This is a genomic window from Microbacterium sp. AR7-10 (assembly GCF_001878835.1).
GTDB classification, from domain to species: Bacteria; Actinomycetota; Actinomycetes; order Actinomycetales; family Microbacteriaceae; genus Microbacterium; species Microbacterium commune.
Map to the genome: position 1 here is coordinate 47,204 of NZ_MJIR01000030.1, position 16,490 is coordinate 63,693.

General features: G+C 68.0%; 23 protein-coding genes. 21 read left to right on the forward strand and 2 right to left on the reverse strand.

All coding sequences use genetic code 11. The features are described from left to right. Positions 1 to 6: 6 nt before the first annotated feature. A complete protein-coding gene (locus BFN01_RS01915) occupies positions 7 to 282 on the reverse strand; it encodes a helix-turn-helix transcriptional regulator (RefSeq protein ID WP_071640962.1) in 276 nt (91 codons plus the stop codon). A 57-nt stretch (positions 283 to 339) separates the two neighbouring features. On the opposite strand from BFN01_RS01915, the gene BFN01_RS01920 reads away from it, so the two are divergent. From BFN01_RS01920 to BFN01_RS01935, 4 genes are all read left to right on the forward strand, one after another. Further along, positions 340 to 738 (forward strand): helix-turn-helix domain-containing protein, encoded by a 399-nt coding sequence (locus BFN01_RS01920; RefSeq protein ID WP_256220999.1) that lies wholly within the window; start codon positions 340 to 342, stop codon positions 736 to 738. A gap of 8 nt (positions 739 to 746) precedes the next feature. Next, a complete protein-coding gene (locus tag BFN01_RS15340; RefSeq protein WP_071640966.1) occupies positions 747 to 1,148 on the forward strand; it encodes a hypothetical protein in 402 nt (133 codons plus the stop codon). Beyond that, positions 1,145 to 2,308 carry a tyrosine-type recombinase/integrase gene (locus tag BFN01_RS01930; RefSeq protein ID WP_177243781.1) on the forward strand — a complete coding sequence of 388 codons (1,164 nt, stop codon included), beginning with the start codon at positions 1,145 to 1,147 and terminating at the stop codon, positions 2,306 to 2,308. Before BFN01_RS15340 ends, BFN01_RS01930 begins: the two co-directional genes overlap by 4 nt. 445 nt (positions 2,309 to 2,753) lie before the next feature. After that, positions 2,754 to 3,059 carry a hypothetical protein gene (locus tag BFN01_RS01935; RefSeq protein WP_071640970.1) on the forward strand — a complete coding sequence of 102 codons (306 nt, stop codon included), beginning with the start codon at positions 2,754 to 2,756 and terminating at the stop codon, positions 3,057 to 3,059. A 2-nt stretch (positions 3,060 to 3,061) separates the two neighbouring features. Here the strand turns inward: BFN01_RS01935 and BFN01_RS01940 are convergent, their stop codons facing one another. Then, the gene (locus tag BFN01_RS01940; protein WP_071640972.1) at positions 3,062 to 3,247 is read right to left on the reverse strand and encodes a YegP family protein; all 186 of its coding nucleotides are present in this window, start codon (positions 3,245 to 3,247) and stop codon (positions 3,062 to 3,064) included. A gap of 78 nt (positions 3,248 to 3,325) precedes the next feature. Here BFN01_RS01940 and BFN01_RS01945 point away from each other — a divergent pair, with 78 nt between their 5' ends. The 17 genes from BFN01_RS01945 (at position 3,326) to BFN01_RS02020 (ending at position 16,487) form a co-directional block, all read left to right on the forward strand. Further along, the gene (locus BFN01_RS01945) at positions 3,326 to 3,667 is read left to right on the forward strand and encodes a hypothetical protein (protein ID WP_143187127.1); all 342 of its coding nucleotides are present in this window, start codon (positions 3,326 to 3,328) and stop codon (positions 3,665 to 3,667) included. Between the two features lie 2 nt (positions 3,668 to 3,669). Next, positions 3,670 to 3,951 (forward strand): hypothetical protein, encoded by a 282-nt coding sequence (locus BFN01_RS01950; RefSeq protein ID WP_071640976.1) that lies wholly within the window; start codon positions 3,670 to 3,672, stop codon positions 3,949 to 3,951. Between the two features lie 294 nt (positions 3,952 to 4,245). Then, a complete protein-coding gene (locus BFN01_RS15075) occupies positions 4,246 to 4,617 on the forward strand; it encodes a hypothetical protein (RefSeq protein ID WP_143187128.1) in 372 nt (123 codons plus the stop codon). Further along, on the forward strand, positions 4,562 to 6,154 hold the full coding sequence (locus BFN01_RS01955; RefSeq protein WP_143187129.1) for a hypothetical protein: 1,593 nt from the start codon (positions 4,562 to 4,564) through the stop codon (positions 6,152 to 6,154). Before BFN01_RS15075 ends, BFN01_RS01955 begins: the two co-directional genes overlap by 56 nt. A 17-nt stretch (positions 6,155 to 6,171) precedes the next feature. Further along, the gene (locus tag BFN01_RS01960; RefSeq protein ID WP_071640980.1) at positions 6,172 to 7,605 is read left to right on the forward strand and encodes a DUF935 family protein; all 1,434 of its coding nucleotides are present in this window, start codon (positions 6,172 to 6,174) and stop codon (positions 7,603 to 7,605) included. Then, positions 7,602 to 8,807: a head maturation protease, ClpP-related gene (locus BFN01_RS01965; protein ID WP_071640982.1), complete on the forward strand. Its 1,206-nt coding sequence runs from the start codon at positions 7,602 to 7,604 to the stop codon at positions 8,805 to 8,807. Before BFN01_RS01960 ends, BFN01_RS01965 begins: the two co-directional genes overlap by 4 nt. Before the next feature lie 2 nt (positions 8,808 to 8,809). Continuing rightward, positions 8,810 to 9,172 (forward strand): capsid cement protein, encoded by a 363-nt coding sequence (locus BFN01_RS01970; protein WP_071640983.1) that lies wholly within the window; start codon positions 8,810 to 8,812, stop codon positions 9,170 to 9,172. Positions 9,173 to 9,186: 14 nt separating this feature from the next. Then, a complete protein-coding gene (locus BFN01_RS01975) occupies positions 9,187 to 10,098 on the forward strand; it encodes a hypothetical protein (protein ID WP_071640985.1) in 912 nt (303 codons plus the stop codon). Positions 10,099 to 10,100: 2 nt separating this feature from the next. Next, positions 10,101 to 10,439 (forward strand): hypothetical protein, encoded by a 339-nt coding sequence (locus BFN01_RS01980; protein ID WP_071640987.1) that lies wholly within the window; start codon positions 10,101 to 10,103, stop codon positions 10,437 to 10,439. Positions 10,440 to 10,459: 20 nt separating this feature from the next. Next, positions 10,460 to 10,816: a hypothetical protein gene (locus BFN01_RS01985; protein WP_071640989.1), complete on the forward strand. Its 357-nt coding sequence runs from the start codon at positions 10,460 to 10,462 to the stop codon at positions 10,814 to 10,816. Then, complete coding sequence (locus tag BFN01_RS01990) at positions 10,816 to 11,226, forward strand: hypothetical protein (protein WP_071640991.1); 411 nt, start codon at positions 10,816 to 10,818, stop codon at positions 11,224 to 11,226. Before BFN01_RS01985 ends, BFN01_RS01990 begins: the two co-directional genes overlap by 1 nt. Positions 11,227 to 11,240: 14 nt before the next feature. Next, on the forward strand, positions 11,241 to 11,531 hold the full coding sequence (locus BFN01_RS01995) for an HK97 gp10 family phage protein (RefSeq protein ID WP_071640993.1): 291 nt from the start codon (positions 11,241 to 11,243) through the stop codon (positions 11,529 to 11,531). Next, a complete protein-coding gene (locus BFN01_RS02000) occupies positions 11,528 to 11,968 on the forward strand; it encodes a hypothetical protein (protein ID WP_071640995.1) in 441 nt (146 codons plus the stop codon). The genes BFN01_RS01995 and BFN01_RS02000 overlap by 4 nt, the downstream gene beginning before the upstream one ends. A 97-nt stretch (positions 11,969 to 12,065) precedes the next feature. Further along, positions 12,066 to 12,833 carry a hypothetical protein gene (locus tag BFN01_RS02005; protein WP_071640997.1) on the forward strand — a complete coding sequence of 256 codons (768 nt, stop codon included), beginning with the start codon at positions 12,066 to 12,068 and terminating at the stop codon, positions 12,831 to 12,833. Between the two features lie 100 nt (positions 12,834 to 12,933). Then, the gene (locus BFN01_RS02010; RefSeq protein ID WP_071640999.1) at positions 12,934 to 13,299 is read left to right on the forward strand and encodes a hypothetical protein; all 366 of its coding nucleotides are present in this window, start codon (positions 12,934 to 12,936) and stop codon (positions 13,297 to 13,299) included. Then, positions 13,296 to 13,649: a hypothetical protein gene (locus BFN01_RS02015; RefSeq protein WP_071641001.1), complete on the forward strand. Its 354-nt coding sequence runs from the start codon at positions 13,296 to 13,298 to the stop codon at positions 13,647 to 13,649. The genes BFN01_RS02010 and BFN01_RS02015 overlap by 4 nt, the downstream gene beginning before the upstream one ends. Positions 13,650 to 13,664: 15 nt before the next feature. Further along, a complete protein-coding gene (locus tag BFN01_RS02020) occupies positions 13,665 to 16,487 on the forward strand; it encodes a tape measure protein (protein ID WP_143187130.1) in 2,823 nt (940 codons plus the stop codon). The last annotated feature ends 3 nt before the right edge of the window (positions 16,488 to 16,490 follow it).

Consider the following 16,490-nt stretch of genomic DNA (forward strand, 5'->3'; position numbering starts at 1 on the left):
GCGGTGCTACGCGGCGGCCTTCTTCCTGCCGTGCTCGGCGTTGAGCTCGCTCGCTGCGATCACTCCCTCGATGAGCTGAGCCATCGAGGTGTTGAGCGACCGCGCGATGATGTCGAGCTCGTCGAGCGACATCGGGGACGGGTTGACGTCGTGAAGACGTCGCGACAGGGTCCGCATGGGGATCCCCGTCGTCGTGGAAAGCCACTCCTGGGTGACGCCGCGCTGCTTCAGCAGCTTCTTGATGCTCTGCGAGACCCGAGTGCTGATCGTTGCGATTGCCATATGGCAACTGTAAGCACTGCTATTGCCACTTGGCAACCCGTCTGCCAGTATTGGCACATGCCTACAGGTGCACGCCCCATTCCGGGACCACTCAGCCACGAAGTCGCGCGGATCCTCCGCACCGCCATGAACGACCAAGGCCGGCAACTCAAGGACGTCGCGAAGACCGCTGATATCTCCGCCTCGCAGCTGTCCCGAGTGTTCAACGGGCTCAAGGTGTTCACCCTCGACCAGCTCGACGCCGTCTGTGCCGCACTAGACCTCTCCACCGCGATGGTGATCGCGAAAGCAGACGCAGCTACCGCTGATCGTCCGCTGCCGCGCATCGCTCCCCTGCCGACGATCCCTCGAATCGGCGTCATCGGCTTCAATGTCGGCGCCCACGACGAGGATCAAGCCCTGGCCGCGTCAGACGACGCCGACTGGCAGGCGCGCCAGGAGCACGAGAACGAGTGAGGGGACTCATGAAGCCACTGAACGACCGGAGCGTCTACGACTGGATCGCCGACCTCGGCGTCGACCTGATCTACACCAGCGACATGCCAGCGCACCGCCTCGGCGCATACCTCGACGACCAGCGCATCATCCTCTGCCGGCCCAACCTCACCCACCCGCTCGAGCAAGAGACCCTGCACCACGAATACGTGCACGCACTGCACCGCGACCGCTCCTGCCACCCCGCCATCGAATGGCGAGCATGGCGAGAAGCCGCGCGCCTCATCGTCGACCCGCTCGCCTACGCCCACGCCGAACGCATGAGCCTCGACGCCAGCTACATCGCGCACGAGCTCGGCACCACCACCAAGATCATCGAAGCATTCCGGCGAGCCATCCTCCGCGGCGAAATCCTCACACAGGTCGCATGATGGCCCGCCCACCACTCGAACTCGAAACCTGGGGACGGATCCGCCGCACCACCCTCAACGGCCGCCCCGCCGCCATCTGCCGATACCGCGACAGCGACGGCATCACCCGCCTCATGCAACGCCAAGGCCGAACCCCCGCCGAAGCCGAACGCAACCTCATCCGCGCACTCAAACAACGCCTCGCCCCCGCCGGCGACGACCTCACCCGCGACTCCACCATCCGCCACACCGCCACCCAATGGCTCGACCGCATCGCAGGCGACGACCTCGCCACCGCCACCCTCCGCCGCTACACCGACGTCACCACCCGCATCATCATCGGCGGCATCGGCGACGTCCGCCTCGGCGAGCTCACCGTCCCCCGCGCCGACCGCTTCCTCACCCGCGCACGCACCGCGCACGGCGACGCCACCGCCCGCACCGTCCGCACCTGCCTCCTGCAACTGCTCACCTACGCCGTCCGCCAAGGCGCGATCGACCGCAACCCCGCCGAAGCCGCCCAGACCATCACCGTCAGGAAGAAGGCCGAAGTCGCGCTGCGCGCCGACGACATCCGCCACATCCGCGCCCTTCTGCGAGCACGCGACGAAGGCACCGACAAGCAAGGCCGCCGCCGCTACACCCAGATCGGCGACGTCGCCGACATGTACCTTGCCACCGGCGCCCGCACCAACGAAGTCCTCGCCCTCCACCACGACGACATCATCCTCGACGCACCCATCCCCTACGTCCGCCTCGACAAGACCCTCATCGTCCGCGACGACGGGAAGCTCGACGTGCAACCCAAGCCGAAGACCGACGACTCCGTCCGCGACGCGAAGCTCCCACCGACCGCCGTCACCATGCTGCTCCGCCGTCGCATCGACGCCACGAGCGACATCGTCTTCCCCTCCTCCACCGGCACCTACCAGTGGGACAACAACCTCATGCGCCAATGGAAGACCGCGCTCGCCGGCACCCCCTACGCGCACGTCACCCCCACCACCTTCCGGAAGGCCGTCGCCACACTCCTCGCCGAACAGATCGGGAGCGAAGCTGCAGCCGACCAGCTCGGCCACTACGACGACGCCGTCACCAAGAAGCACTACATCAAGCACCGCAAGCAAGGACCAGACGCCGCACGCGAGCACCTCGAGCAGTTCTTCCAACCCGGCAGCTGAACACGCCGGCGTGTCGCATTTGCGGCCACTCCGGTGTCACCCCCTAGCTTGATGGTGAGCAGGACTGACAGAACGCCCCGAAGCCGCACGGCCGGGGCGTTCGTCGTTTCCAGCCACGTGCGGCGCCGGCCAACGGGCACGGGAACCGCCCGCCGCCGGCGCTGCACGAATCGGTCACTCCCCTCGCTGCCACACAGTGACCGATATTCGCCACAGTGACCGATAAGTGACAGATCGAAAACGGCCACTGTCACTCCGAAACCCGCAGAAACACGCGGATCTAGAGCCACAGTGACCGATAGTGACAGTAATTCCCAATTGGTACAGCTCTTTGATTACTAGTAACTAGGGGACCCAGTTAAACGCGCGCAGGGAACCCTCAACCCCCGAAACGGTCACTACTGTCACTGGCCCCCTTCTCCACGCCCCTCGACGAGGTGAAGCCATGAGCACCCGCAGCATCCGCGACGGCACAGGACACCGCGCCTACCGCCGCCAGCAGGCCGCACTGAAGCGCCGCACCAAAGCCGAGAACCTGCCCTGCGGGTACGGGTCCGCGCACGGCTGGGGCTGCGGGGAGCCGATCGACACCGACCTGCCACCCACCGACCGGATGAGCTTCACCGCCGACCACGACAACGCGCTCGCGAACGGCGGACGCCTCGTCGGGCAGGTGCTCGTCCCCATGCACCGCCGGTGCAACGCGCTCAAGAGCGACCACGCAGCAGCGGAGATCTGGGAGGCGAGCTGACCTCAGGTCAGATCGTCGTACTGGACGGTCCCCTGCATCGCGTTGTAAAGGGACTCCATGCCGTTCACCGCGCCCTGCTTGGACGTGTACGTCTCGCTCGTGACCAGCGTCTGGCCGTTGCCCGCGACGACGGTGAAGTAGAACGGCTGCGAAGCGCTCGTCGACCGCTTCAGCTTGATCGCACCCATGTAGTCCTCCTCGTTGAGTAGTTCAGGTGAGGCTATCGGGACCGCACGACCGATACCAGCATGAAGGAGCCGGGCATCATGAACAGCAGCCATCGAGCCGACGTCATCATCGCCGACGGAGACCCGACTCCCGAGCAGGGGCAGCTCGCCGAGATGTCCGAGCCTGTCGAGGCCGCCGACGTCGCACCAGATCCTGCCCGTCGCTTCATCGTCCTGGCGCCTACCAAGCAGGCTGGGGCCGAGTACGCCGAGAACATGGGCATCCACCCCGTCGCGATCGTCACACCGCGCAGCCCCCACGGCGCACGCGGCATCACCGCCGACGAGATCATCGAAGCCGACGGCCTCACCGCCACCGAGCACACCGACCTCATGACCGAGGTCATGCCGGCGCTCTACACCACGCGAGAGGCGGTCTGAGCATGGCTGCCAACGTCGCCACCATCACGGGCAAGGTCCTCATCCAGATCGCCGACGGCGAGCCGGTCGAGGTCGGCACCGTCGAGATCCCGATCTACGTCGGCACCGAGCGCCCCAAGGCCACCCGTGGCCGGGGCATCGGCACTGTCAGGCACGTCACCCAGAACGGCATCCACGTCTGCGTGCCATGCGAGCGATGCTCGAGCGATCGACACTGCGCACACAACTGCCCAGCGATGGCCGAGGCTGCGCGGGCCGACGCTGCACCCGAGGGGGACTCATGACCCCGTGGGACCTGATCGTCTGGGCCCTGGCAGCCTCCCTGTCGCTCGTCATCGCAGGCTTCGGCGTCGCGCTCGCCATCATGCTCGTCAGGGCCGCACAGCGCAGCTGACAGGCTCCCAGCCTGCCCCTGCACCGAGGCCGCACCCGAATCGCCAGAAAATCCAGAGGCACCCCGACGCTGCCCACCTCCCGCGCGGTCCTGGCAGATCTCTCCGGGGGTCATTTCACGCTTTGGGTCCAATTGAGCCCGAGGGGGTCCCGATATGGCTCGTCCCCTTGCTCCGCATGGGACCGTGGCCGCGTACAAGCGGCATCTGCGGCATGGTGAGGAGCCGTGTGTCCCATGCCGGGACGCGAAGCGCCACGCACGCCGTCAGGAGTACCGCGTATCGCGCGGCCGGAAGGGCGAAGCAGCCGAGGCGGAGACACCGCCGGCGGATTCCGCGCCAGGTGATCGAGGCAGCCTCGAGCTGATCGCAGAGACGCTGCGCACGTCGATGCTGGCGGTCGCGAAGCAGTCGCCGGAGAAGGTCGCGCCGATCGCTCGTGAACTGCGGGCGACGCTGCTCGCCATGGAGGCCGGCACTGAGAAGCCCAAGGAGGCGAGCCTTGCCGACCAACTCGCCGAAGCCCGCGCTGCTCGGGCTGCAAGAGCCTCGGGTTAGGACGCTCCCGACCACAAGGGTCGGGTCCCTGTTCGAGGACGTGCTCGACATCTGCGACCTCGCACGGCTGCGCAACGATCCGTGGCAGGACGGCGCGCTCGAGGCGATCACGTCGATCGACGACGACGGTCTGTGGGCCGCGACGGAGTTCGGCATCCTGGTCTCGCGCCAGCAGGGCAAGGGCAACATCCTCCTGCCATGGGAGCTCGCTCACCTGTTCCTGTGGCCGCGAGACGATGGCGCACCGAAGCTCATCGGGCACACCGCGCACGAGACGCGCACGGCGCGTGAGGCGTTCCTGCGCGCGAAGCGCACCATCCTCGCCGTCCCGTCGCTGCGGCGCCAGCTGCTCGGCGGCGGCCGCCAGACAGCGCAGGGCGTGTCCGGTATCTCGACGGGCAACGGCAACTGGACCATCGAGCTCGAGAACGGCAACCGGCTCGTGTTCTTCACCCGTACCGGTGGTGCCGGCGTCGGTATGTCGTTCGACGTGCTGATCGTCGACGAAGCGCAGCACTCCCCGCTGACAGTCCTGGAGGCGCTGCTGCCGACGACTGACGCGTCCCCGAACAAGCAGATCCTGTTCACCGGCACGGTCCCGAAGGAAGACCAGGACGGCGAGTACTTCGAGGGCCTGCGCGATCGCGGCCGCCGAGGCGGGTATCCGCGCACCGGCTGGATCGAGCACACGCCGGTCGGCTCCGACGACCCGGACACCGCGGCGAAGCTGGACCTCGGCGACCCACAGGTGTGGCGCGAGGGCAACCCGGGCCTCGGCATCCGCCTGGCGTGGAAGACCGTCGAGGACGACTGGGAACGCATGGGGCAGACGAGCCCCGAGGCCTTCGCGCGTCAGCGGTGCTCGGTGTGGCCGAACCGCCGCGCGGAGGTCGCGACGAAACTGTCCGATCTGAACCTCGAGGTGTGGAAGCGTCACGCCGACGAGACCGCCGGTGTAACTGGCGACGGTGTTGTTCTGTCGCTGGCGTTAGGTCGTGGTGGCGGGTACGGCACCATCGGTGCCGCGGTGCGCATCGACTCCGACTCCATCGCGGTCGAGCACATCCACACCGAAGCCGGCACCCGCTGGATCGCCCCGAAGATCAAGGAGCTGAAGGCGCTGCACGGCAACGCGCTCGTCGTGCTCGACGCGAAGAACGCAGCCGCCGTGATCGGCGCGCTCGACGCCGCCGGGATCAAGTACCTGGCGATGAACCTCGACGAGATCGCCGCAGCGCACACGCTGTTCATCGAGCACGTCAACGCGGGCCTGGTGCCGCACCGCCCGCAGGCGGAGGTCACGCGCTCGCTCGAGCTGGCGACGACGCGGAACATCGGCCGCGCTGGTGTGACGTGGGAGCAGTCCGACCCTACGAAACCCGTCTCGATGGCGCAGGCGGTCACGTGGGCGCTGTGGGGCGTGCTCAAGTCCGAGGCGTCCCCACAGAAGAAGACACCGCCGCCACCGAAAGCAGCAGTACTCAAACGCGAAACCGTCGCGCGAGCCCAACCGGATCTCGCAACTGCGATGTTCTGAACGAAGGAGGTCCCGCCTTGCCTGAGATCGGATACCAGGCGGACGCCGGCCTTCTCGGATGGGGGAAGCTCGTCGCGGACACGCACGAAGAGAACCCAGACCTTCAGTGGCCGAACTCGATCAACGTGTTCGACCGGATGCGCCGCGAAGACCCGCAGGTGAAGTCCGTGCTCCGCGCGGTGACGTTGCCGATCATGCGCACCGAGTGGGCGATCGATGGCACCGGATGCGACCCTGACGTCGTTGCGCACGTCGCCGGCGACCTCGGTCTCCCCATCAAGGGGCAGGCTCCCACCGCTCCGCTGCGCATCAAGGGCCGCTTCTCGTTCGTCGAGTTCCTGCGCCTGGCGCTGCTGAAGCTCATCTACGGGCACAGCTTCTTCGAGCAGGTGTACGACCAGTCGTCCGGGGCGACGCATCTCGCCAAGCTCGCGTGGCGGCCGCCCCGGACAATCTCCGACATCGAGGTCGCGAAGGACGGCGGCCTCGTCGCGATCAAGCAGTACGGCGCGGGCGGCAGGAGCGACGTGAAGATCCCCGTCGATCGGCTCGTCGCGTTCGTCAATGAGCGCGAGGGCGCCAGCTGGATCGGCGAGTCACTGCTCCGCTCGGCCTACAAGATGTGGCTTCTCAAGGATCGGCTGCTACGCATCCAGGCCCTCGTGGCGGAACGCAACGGCCTCGGCCTTCCGGTATACACCAGCGCGGAAGCTCCGGAGTCGGCCTCTTTCGAGGAGGCCGTGAAGTGGCTCGACGAGCAGATCGCCGACGGTCTCGCGATCGCGAAGGGCGCTCGTGCAGGTGAAGCATCCGGCATCTCCCTGCCGTACGGTGCGAAGTTCGACCTCGTCGGCGTCACCGGCAAGATCCCCGACCTCGACAAGCCGATCCGGTACTACGACGAGCAGATAGCTCGTGCGGTGCTCGCGCACTTCCTGAACCTCGGCACCGAGACCGGCTCGTGGGCGCTCGGCGCCACGTTCGCGAACTTCTTCACCGACTCGCTTAACGCGGTCGCGCAGCAGGTCGCCGACGTCGTGAACCAGCACGTCATCGAGGACCTCGTCGATCACAACTGGGGGCCGGCTGAGCCCGCGCCGCGGCTGGTGCCGGCGGCGATTGGTGAGCAGCAGCAGGTGACCGCTGAGGCGATCAAGGCACTCATCGACTCGGGTGCAGTCGTCGTCGACGGCCCGCTGCGTGCGTACGTGCGGGACAAGTTCGGCCTGCCCGTGGAGGAGAGCACCGACGAAGAAGGCGACGAGGAGGCGATGCGAAAGCTCGCCCGAGCGGTCGCCGAGACCGCGCAGAAGGTCTACCTGGCGACGGACAAACCGCCGCTGCGACAGGACGAAGCCCGCGACATCATCCGCGCCGCCGGCGCTGACCTCGACGGGGACGGCCCTGACGTGAGCCGCATCCCATCGACTGAGGCTGAGGAGGCCGCATGAACCCGTTCCGACCCGCCGGACGCGCGAGCGCCGAGCGGACCCCCATCCGCGCCGAGCTGCCGTCTGCTAAGACGAGCGGCACCACGGCGACGCTTCGGCTCTACGACCCGATCGACAGCTGGGGTGAATGGTGGGGGGTCTCCGCGAAGGAGTTCGCTCGCGTGCTCGACGAGCTGCCCGACGACGTGACCGAGATCCGGCTGCTGATCAACTCGCCTGGCGGGGAGGTGTTCGAGGGCATCGCGATCATGAACGCGCTGCGCTCGCACCCGGCGAAGGTCACCGCGATTGTGGAGGGCATCGCCGCATCGTCGGCGTCGTTCATCGCCGCCGCGGCGGACGAGCTCGTGATGATGCAGAACAGCCAGCTGTACATCCACAACGCCTGGGCCGTTGTGATCGGTGACGCAGCGGATCTCCGCGACGTCGCCGACGAGCTCGAAGCGTCCTTCGACCGGAACATCGCATCGGTGTACGCGGCGAAGTCCGGCGACACGGTCGAGCACTGGCTCGCCGAGATGGACAAGGACCGCTTCCTGACGGCCGAGCAGGCCGTCGCCGAGAAGCTCGCCGACCGGATCGAAGGCGTCGGTGACGCTGAGGCCGCGAAGGCGAAGTTCGACCTGTCGGTGTTCGCGCGGAAGGACGGCCGCCGTGCCGCTGCGCGCGCCGACGCACAGACCCCGGACTCGTCCGAGCCGGGCAACCCCAACCAGAAGGAGGAGCTCACCGTGAGCGACACCATCAAGGCTGGCCTTCGCGAGCGGCTCGGCGTGACCGATGCCGATGCTTCGGATGAGACGGTTCTCGCCGCTCTCGACGAGGCGCTCGCCGAGCAGGCCGACACCACCCCTCAGCCCGTGGCGGCCGCGCTGCCCGCAGGCTTCACCGCGATCGACGAGAGCGTGCTCGCTGAGCTGCAGGCGAACGCCCGCCTCGGCGCGGAGGCGCGCGCCGAGCAGGAGCGCACCCGCCGTGACGGCATCGTCGCGGACGCGCTCCGCGAGGGTCGGATCGCCGCCGCCTCGCGCGACGCGGTCCGCGCCCAGCTGGACAAGGACGAGGCCGGCACGGTCGCGTTCCTGAACACGCTGCCGAAGAACGCCGTGCCCGTCGAGGAGGTCGGCCACTCCGACACCCTCACCAGCGCCGACGACGCGCTGTACGGCTCGGTCTACGGCTCGACCAAGAAGGAGGCCTGATCATGGGCAAGAGCTACCTGCCACTGTTCCGCCCGGGTGACACGGTCACTTTCAACGTGACCGCTGCCGTGACCGCTGGCCAGGCCGTCGAGGTGGGAAGCGCTGACATGTCAGTCGCTCCGGCCGCCGCGGCGTCCGCGAAGTACGTCGGCATCGCCGGCCACGACGCGGCCGTCGGCGACAAGCTGACCGTCGAGATCAGCAAGCCCATCCACGAGCTGAAGGCGTCGGGTGCCATCACCCGCGGCCAGAAGCTCGAGACCGCCGCCGCTGGCGCTGTCCGCACGGTCAGCACCGGTGACGCGGTCTTCCTCGCCCTGACGTCCGCCACGGATGGTGCGCTCGTGCGCGCCGTCCAGCTCTGAGAAAGGAGAGCACGATGCAGACTTACCCGCTGACTCCCAGCCAGCAGGCCGCTACCACGGCCGCCGATGTGATCGCGTTCCTGAAGTCCCCCACGCTCGTCGCTCGACGGTTCGCGGAGATCCTGCAGGCACAGCAATTCCTCGGCCTGTACCTGCTTCAGGGCCGGTACACCATCACCGGTGGCGCCATCGGTGTGCCGATCAACGAGGTCATCCGTGCCCAGCGTGGTGCGGAGGTCGTCGCTCCCGGTGGTGAGTACAAGCTCACCCCGATGTCAGCTGAGGAGTACGAGTTTTACTCCGCCGTCAAGGACGGTCTCGCGACCGAGGTGACGGACGAGCAGGTCGGCCGCCTCCTTCGTCAGCCCGTCGATGAGGCGTTCACGTTCCTGCAGACGGAACTCGTGTTCTCGGCGAACGAGGCAGCGCTCGGCGCGGTCGCCTCGTCGATCACGAACACGATGGCCGCCGGCGCAGCGTGGACCACGGGCAAGCAGATCTACAAGGACGCCCTGCGGGTGAAGGCGGCCGTGCGCCGTCAGAAGCTCGGCTACGACGTCGATGTGGTCGTGCTCCCGTCCGAGCAGTACGCCGAGGTCATCCCCGAGCTGCTCGACATCCTGCCGAAGGACAGCGGCCAGGCGCTCACCGACGGCTTCCCCACCGTGGGCGGCATCACGTGGGTGTCGGACGACGGTGATGACATCACCGATCCGCTGTTCATCGACCGGCGTCGCCTCGGCGGCATCGCACGTGAGCAGATCCCCTCGCCGGAGTACCGCGCCATCGGTGGCGACACCGGTGTGGAGATCGCCGCCATCCGCGAGCCGAAGGCGGACAAGACCCGCCTGCAGGCACGCAACGTGCACGTGCCGATCGTCACGAACCCGCTCGCCGGCTTCTACCTGACCGGAACGGGGGCGTGACCATGACCGAACAGCACATCGTGAGCGCCGCCGCCGTGAAGGTGTCGATCGGTGCCGCCGGCGGGAACCGCGTCGCGGCGATCCTGCGGCGCGGCGACGTCGTCCCCGGCGGCGTCGCGACCGAGCAGATCGAACGCCTGCTCGATCGCGGTCTCATCGAGGCGGTCGAGGTCGCCGACGCTTCGGATGACAGCGAGGCTGTCTCGATTCCGGAGGGCGACCCGTCGGAGGAGTGGACGGCGAAGCAGCTCGACGCCTACGCCGTCGCGAAGGGCATCGACCTTGGGTCCGGCAAGAACAAGGCCGAGAAGGCCGCCGCGCTTCTCGCGGTACAGCAGTAAGTGAGTCAGGGGGCGATGGAGTGATCACGCACGACAAGATCGGCACCGATGAAGATCTCGCACGCGAGGTCCTCATCGTGGCTCGCGACATCGCCCCCTGCATCTCCTCGCTCGTCGACGGCAGCGAGGAACAGAAGGACGCGCTGGCGGTCCTCCGCCGCGTGTACAGAGACATCGCCGCCCGCGGCTCCCACTTCATCAAAGGACAGCGAATCGGCCCCGCGGCCGTCGACTACGCCGACATCAAGTCGGCGTTCGACGGGCAGCCTAGTCGCGCGCTGCGCTCCCTGTGCAGCGCAGCACCAGCTGGCGGGACCCCTCGCGGATCGTTCCCGCTCGAGCGGCCGATCGCGAAGATCTGGCGGGAGTCGTACTGATGGACTTCCCCTTCGGTCAGACCGTCTACAGGCTGCGCGGCGCGCCGATCATCGACCCGTACTCGGGCGAGCAGATCGACGCGGACTGGGACAACCCAGGCGTGCTTCCGATCCCGGGGGCGTTCGTCGCGCAGACATCTACGTCGATGCTCGCCACTGCGACGCGCGAGCAGGCGCTCGAGTCCAAGTCGCTGTTCTGCGAGGGCGCGTTCGACGTGAAGAAGGGCGACCGGGTCTTCACCGGCACCTTCACCCCGCCCCTGCCCGACGGCGCGATCTCGGTCCCTGACGGGACGGTGATGGCGGGGGAAACGTACAGCATCGATGGCATCCCGCCCGCGGCGGACACCAACCCCTTCACCGGATGGACCCCGCCGCGCGAGATACCCCTCCGACGCGGCGTCGGATAACCCGAGGAGGCACCATGGCTCGCAGCGGTGACACCAGCATCGAGTTCAACGAGGGCTTCTTCGAGACCATCCTCCGACAGCCGAAGGTCGAGAACATCGTCGACGCAGCCGCAGAGCGCGCACTCGCGAAAGCCCGCGCCGACGCGCCCGTCGACTCCGGCGACTACCGCGATGGCCTGCACATCGAGCACCACGAGTCTCGCTACCGCCGCGTCACCCGCGTCGTCGGGTCGGACGAGAAGACACTGCTCATCGAGTCCAAGACGGGCAACCTCGCCCGCGCACTGAAGCAGGCCAAGCAGTGAGAGTCACACCGCCAGACCTCGAAATGTGGCTGACCAGCTACGTCCGCGCGCTCGCCGCCGCCGAGGGCATCAACGTGTCGGTGTCGAACAAGGAGCCGCCGACGCTGAGCATTCCGCTCGCACGGCCGCTGATCATCATCCGGGACGACTCCGGGCCGCGACTGTCGCACGTGACGTTCGACCGTTCCATCGGAGCGTCCGTGCTGGCTGGGACTCGACTGAACGACAAGCCCGCGAACGACATCGCACGGTGGCTCGCAGGCGTCCTCTTCGACATCGACCTGCCGCTCGGTGTGGACGTGCCAGCCCCGATCTCCGCACCGCCCATCGCCGCCGTCGACGTGACCGGCTGCAACGGGCCGTATGCCGTCCCCGAACAGCTCGACGTCGCTCGCCGCTACCTGACGGCGCAGTACGTCGTGGCCGGCTCCTGGTGAGCCACCACCCGACACGCGGATACGTCGGCAGTCGACGTGACCGTCCCCACCCGGCCTCGCACAGTGCGGGGCCATCTTCATGTGAAGGAGAACACCCATGACTGCCGATTCCCAGGGCAACGACCTCGCCGCGGTCGGCGTACCGATCACCGGTGTCGCCGCGTACGCGCCCGTCGACGCGGAGAACGTCATCGAGAAGACCGCGCTCGGCGCGTCCCCACTCGTCCTCCCCGTGGCCGCCAAGCGCCTCGGCCTGTACAAGGTCGACGGCGGCCCCGCACCCGGTCGCGAGAACGGTGACCCGATCGAGTTCTTCCAGGCCGGCTACACGCTCGCCGGTGAAGGCACCCGAACCGTGGTCATCAACCTCGCCGAGCAGAACGCCAACGTCATGGCGCTCATCGAGGGCGCCGAGCCGGACGCGAACGGCGTGATCGAGGTCTCGTCGTCGCTGCCCGACAACCGGTTCATCCTGTACGTCATCACCCGCTACCGCGGCGGGCTCGAGAAGCGTCAGGTCGGCGTCGCATCGGTCACCGCCGTCGAGCCCGACCAGCAGACCCGCGGGGAAGTCGAGGGCGCAGCGGTGACGTTCACCTGGCAGGTGGACCCGCTGTTCAACGACGCACCGTTCTGGATGTGGTTCGGCGTTCCCGGCTCGATTGCCGTCACCGGCGCCACCGCGGGCACGCCCGGCGCGTTCAGCCCGTCGGGCGCCACGGTCCCGGCGAACCTCGCCGCGCTGCAGGGCCTCGGTGCTCTCGGCCAGACGGCCGCCTGGACGACCGGCCAGTACGTGACGCTCGGCGATGCGTCGCAGGCGTACTGGAACGGCACGGACTGGGCCGCCGGCACGGCGGCCTGACAATGACTGGCTGGCCGGAGTGTCGTCGGGTCACCCCGGCCAGCCACCCACTCTCTGCCCACCCGACGACCACCCGGCAATCCCGACAAGGAGACAGACCATGGCTACTGCCAAGACCCCCAAGCCCAACTACGACTTCGACAACTGGTCCGAAGAGGACGAGAACGCGGCGATCCTCGCCGCCGTCCCCGACGTGAAGCACATCATCGTCGAGCGTCGCTTCATCGGCCGGCTCTCCGACGGCACGATCGTCGAAGCGCCCCTCTCGCTCACCCTCGACGAGGTCGACGAGCTGCAGGCCGAAGGCGCCGCACCCGTCGACCAGTTCAAGTCGATCCTGAAGAAGGTCCACGGCGACCAGTCCGCTGCCGACTTCGGCAAGCGGGACCTCGTCGAGGGCGCAATCCTCGCGGAGAAGTACTTCCGGACCCTTCAGCGCGTGCAGCAGGCGGCCTTCCCGGAATGATCGCGGTCGCCCAGATCATCCGAGAGCACCGGGGCGTCGCAGCCCGCACGTTGCGGGCATTCGGTGTAGGTATCTCTGATCTGGGCGACCGGCTCCTCTGGGGCGAAGCGAAACTGCTCCTCGAGGGAGCAGCGGTCGACCCGTCCACCCCGCTCGGGGCGGAGCTCGCAGGATGGGCGTATCCCGCATCCACACTCGAGCTGCTGTCTCTGATGGCGCAGATCGGTGACCAGAAGGCGGCGAAGAAGCTCATGCCGTGGGCTCTGCCGAAGAACGAACCGACCGCGGATGCCGCGGAGGTCGCCGAAGCGCAGGCCGCCCTCGACGAGGGGCTGGTGTTCTCGTCATGACCTGAGGGGGTGCTGATGTCTTCCGAGGTCGGTTCCGGTCACGTCTCCGTCTTCCCCGTGATGACGGGCTTCAAGGCTCGTGTCGCGAAGGAGACGAAGGCGGCCGGTGCCGCCGGTGCGAAGACGTTCGAGGGCGGCTTCCGCAGCGCTGGCACCAACGCCGGCCGCTCGCTCGGCAAGGGGCTGAAGTCGGCGCTCGCGTCGTCCGCGGGCAACCTCGGTGCGTCGGCGATGAAGGGCCTCAGCCGTGAGGTGGCGGCTGCTGCCGCTGCTCTGTCGAAGACTCGACTGAAGCAGCAGGACGAAGCCGGCAAAGTCCGGGTCGCTGAGGCGAAGCTTCAGGAAGTGATCGCGAAGTCGGGCGCGACATCCTCGCAGGCGGTCGCCGCCGAGGAACGTCTCGCATCCGCGCGCCGCTCTCACAAGGCCGCCACGGATGCCGTGACAGCTGCGACGACACGCCTTCGGGGCGCGCAGGACGCGGTCAAGAAGGCGACCTCAGCGAGCGCCACGACCAGCAGGTCGGCGTGGGCGAGGGTTGGCGACTCGGCCGTCTCTGGACTGCAGCGCATGGTCTCCGGCGCGGCGTCGATCGGGCGCCGCGCAGGGGCGGCGCTCGGCGCTGCGCTGCGATCCACCGCGACTGCGGGGGTCACCGCCGCGGTCGCCGGCATCGGCATCGCGCTCGGCAAGGGCTTCGGTCGCCTGACCGCGATCGACACCGCCCAGGCGAAGCTGCGCGGCTTCGGGAAGGACGCCGCCGAGATCAAGGCCATCATGGCCGACGCGACCGCGTCCGTGAAGGGCACCGCGTTCGGTCTCGGTGAGGCCGCAACCGTCGCCGGCGCTGCCGTCGCGGCGGGCATCAAGCCCGGCCGTGACCTGCAGGCGCACCTGAAGGCCGTCGCGAACAACGCCTCGGCAGCGGGTCTGTCCATGGAGGACATGGGCTCGATCTTCAACAAGGCCGCCACGCAAGCCAACGGTGTGCAGAACGACGTGATCGGGCAGCTCGCCGACAAAGGCATCCCCATCTACCAGGAGCTCGCGAAGGTCCTCGGCGTCACCGCCGGCGAAGTGTTCAAGATGGCCTCCGAAGGCAAGGTCGACTTCGAGACGTTCTCGAAGGCAGCGACCGTCGCCGCTGGCACGGTCGCGGACGAGATGGGTAAGACCGTCCCCGGCGCGACGAAGAACTTCTTCGCCGCGATGGGCCGCATCGGCGCGAACGCGCTCGGCGGGCTCGGCGAGGGCTCGTTCTACTCGAAGATCGGCCCGCTGATCCAGTCGGTCACGAAGGCCATGGGCCCGCTCGAAGAACGGGCGGAGAAGCTCGGTCAGGCGTGGAACCGCATGGCAGGTCCTGTCATGGATCGGCTCACCGGGTTCTTCACCGGCCTCGCGGACGGCAGCAGCAACGCCGCCGCGAAGCTGAAGGAGTTCCTGCCGATCCTCGCCCCACTCGGCGGCGCGTTCGCCGCCCTCGGCGCAGGCGGGCTCGCAGGTCTCCTGGCGAAGCTCGGCCCGCTCGGCGCGCTGCTCCCCGGTCTCGGTAAGGGGCTGGCGCTGCTGGGTGGTCCGCTCGGGATCGCTGCGGCCGCGTTCGGTGCGTTCGCGCTGTCCGGCGGCGACGTGTCCGGGCTGGTGTCGGGCATCACCGGGATCATCGACCAGGTCGTCGCCGCACTGCCGAAGCTCATCGATGGTGTCGTGGGGGCAGTGCCCGGAATCGTTGACGGCATCCTCGGCGCGGTTCCGCAGCTGGTTACCGCAGCGGTCGGGATCATCGAGGCGCTCGTCGACGGTCTGGTGACCGCGGTTCCGCTGCTCATCGACGGTGCGATCGCGCTCGTCGACGGGCTGATCACGGCGATCATCTCGAACCTGCCGATGCTGATCACCGCAGCGTTGCAGCTGGTGACGGCCCTGCTGAACGGGATCATCACCGCGCTGCCGTTGATCATCCAGGGCGGCATCGACCTGCTGATGGCACTCATCCGCGGGATCATCGACTCGCTGCCCCTGCTGATCGAGGCGGCTCTGTCGCTCGTGATGGGGTTGCTGCAGGCGATCATCGACAACCTGCCGTTGATCATCGACGCTGGCATCCAACTGCTGATGTCGCTGATCACCGGGCTGGTCGAGGCGCTGCCGATGCTGATCACCGCGGCGATCGAGCTCGTGCTGCAGCTCCTCTCGGGGCTGCTGCAGATGCTGCCGCAGCTGATCGAGGCGGGCATCACCCTCGTCGTCGCGCTGATCACCGGCCTCATCGAAGCGATCCCGCAGATCGTGGAGATGCTGCCGCAGATCATCGAGGCGATCTGGAACGGTCTGATCGAGGTCGACTGGCTCGGCCTCGGCGCGCAGATCATCCAGGGCATCATCGACGGCTTCTTCAGCATGGTCGGATCCGTCGGCGACGCGATCGGCGAAGTGGTCGGGGGCATCCTCGACTTCTTCCCGCACTCGCCGGCGAAGCGTGGCCCTCTCGCTGCGGCGGGCTGGCGGCGGCTGAAGTCGTCGGGTGCGGCGACGATGGAGCAGTTCACCGCGGGCGCCTCGGATCAGTCGGGAAGCTTCGGTGACGCGCTGGTCGGCATGGCCACGTCGGCGTCCCAGCGGGCGCAGGCTGCGATGTCCAGTGTGTCGGCGACGATGACCGCGTCGCAGGCCGGGCAGGGCGCGCAGGGAGCTCCTGGCGCCGGCGGCGAAGCCGCCGGCGCTGGGGTTGTCGGCCCGCTGGTGCAGATCGATGCTCACGGTGCGGACGCGGTCGAGATGGGTCATGTGGCTGCCAACACGGTGGCCGGTTTCTTGAACGCGAGAGGACAGTGACAG